The 1,849-nt window shown below is 58.7% G+C and carries 1 protein-coding gene; it reads left to right on the plus strand.

Annotation, left to right across the window (positions count from 1 at the left end; all coding sequences use genetic code 11):
- Positions 1-181: 181 nt before the first annotated feature.
- The gene (locus tag VZP09_RS23605) at positions 182-1,564 is read left to right on the plus strand and encodes a carbohydrate porin (RefSeq protein WP_328795436.1); all 1,383 of its coding nucleotides are present in this window, start codon (positions 182-184) and stop codon (positions 1,562-1,564) included.
- The last annotated feature ends 285 nt before the right edge of the window (positions 1,565-1,849 follow it).

The following is a 1,849-nucleotide window of genomic DNA, read 5'->3' on the forward strand; positions in this document are numbered from 1 at the left end:
TGTCAGTGGCGAAAGGCCACCTGTTTAATATCAGCGAAGGAGGAAGGGTAACGATAATTGTGTAACGCCTCTGTGACCGTACAAAATAAAAAATAACTTGTTCTGATGATAGCGACATATTCTGTCAGCTCAGAATAGGCTGGTTATTNTCTGAATAAAATTAACCTATATTGAGAAACTCATGACAATGATAAAAAAACTTCCATTAACCATGGCGGTTATCGCCACGTTTTTTCCGCTTACCTCTGTAATGGCGCAAGAATTTACTCAGGAACAGATCGACGCCATCGTCGCCAAAGCCGTTGATAAAGCGCTGGCCGACCGCCAGGCAAAAATCGACGCCGCGGCCAACAAAAAGGTCGACGTGATTACTAACCCGGAAACCACCGCCGCCTCGCCGGATATGGCCATTCCGTTCGGCCTCAAGTTCAGCGGCTANGCCCGCTATGGCGCCCACTTCCAGACCGGCGACCAGAAATATGTCGGCGTCGACGGCTCCTATAACGGCGCCTCGGCGATCGGCCGTCTGGGCAACGAAAGCAACGGCGGCGAATTCCAGATCAGCAAGGCCTTCAAAAGCGCGCAGGGGGCTATCTGGGATCTTAACGTGATGTTCGACCACTGGAGCGACGAAGTTAACCTGAAGAAGGCCTACGTCGGNGTNACCAACGTGCTGGAATCCAACCCCAACGCCTATNTNTGGGCCGGCCGCGACTTCCACCAGCGTCCGCAACAGGGGATCAACGACTACTTCTGGATGAACCACGACGGCCAGGGCGCCGGGGTGAAGAACTTTGATATCGGCGGCGTGCAGTTCGACGTGGCGGCGGTCTCGCAGGTGAAATCCTGTAGTCCGGAAGTGATGGCCGANGAGACCAACCCGTCGCGNATCACCTGTACCGGCAGCTCCGACACCGGCGACAACGGCCACTACGCGCTGACCACCAAAACCCACAACATCAAGGCCGGGCCGATCGACGTCGAGGTGTACGCNAACTACGGNTTTGACTCAAAGGCGGTGGACAGCGACGCGCGNCTCGAAGCCTGGCAGGGCGGCCTGGTGCTGAGCCACACCAACGACAGCGGGGTGAACAAGGTGATCCTGCGCTACTCCGACAACTCGGATAACAGCGTCTATAACAAAACCGACGACCTGACCACGGTCTACGCCAGCTTCGAGGGCAGCCATAAGTTCACCCAGCAGGCGCAGGTGGAATATCTGCTGGCCTTCCACGACTACGACAACGGCAAGGACAACACCGACAACCGTAAAAACTACGGCGCCATCGTCCGGCCGATGTACTTCTGGAACGACGTGCACTCCACCTGGCTGGAAGCGGGCTACCAGCGCGTGGANTACGACCAGGGCGGGGATAACCACGGCTGGAAGCTGACGCTGTCGCAGAACATCGCCATCGGCATGGGGCCGGAGTTCCGNCCGATGCTGCGCTTCTACGTGACCGGCGGCCNGGTGGACAACGAGCANACCGCGAAGNTNAACGGCACCCAGGACCAGCAGCTGGATTCGCTGAACGTCGGCGGGATGTTTGAGGCGTGGTTCTGATGCGATAGCGTTGNCGAAGGAGCGTTCCCGGCTGGCGCTACGCTTAGCCGGGCTACAACTGGTGCGCTCCATTTATGCCGGATGGCGGCATANATGCCTTATCCGGCCTNCGTTCCTNCCTGCGGGCTCCCCCCCAGGACCGGCAAGCGCAGCGCCGCCGGGCNNTCANGCTCCATACCTNNGNTNGTGCCGGATGGCGGCATAAATGCCTTATCCGGCCTNCGTTCCTTCCTGCGGGNTCCCCCCNAGGNCCGGCAAGCGCAGCGCCGCCGGGCAGCTGNNCCA

Origin of the sequence: Klebsiella sp. EMBS2024 (assembly GCF_036233805.1) — a bacterium.
In the GTDB taxonomy this organism is placed as follows: domain Bacteria; phylum Pseudomonadota; class Gammaproteobacteria; order Enterobacterales; family Enterobacteriaceae; genus Klebsiella; species Klebsiella pneumoniae.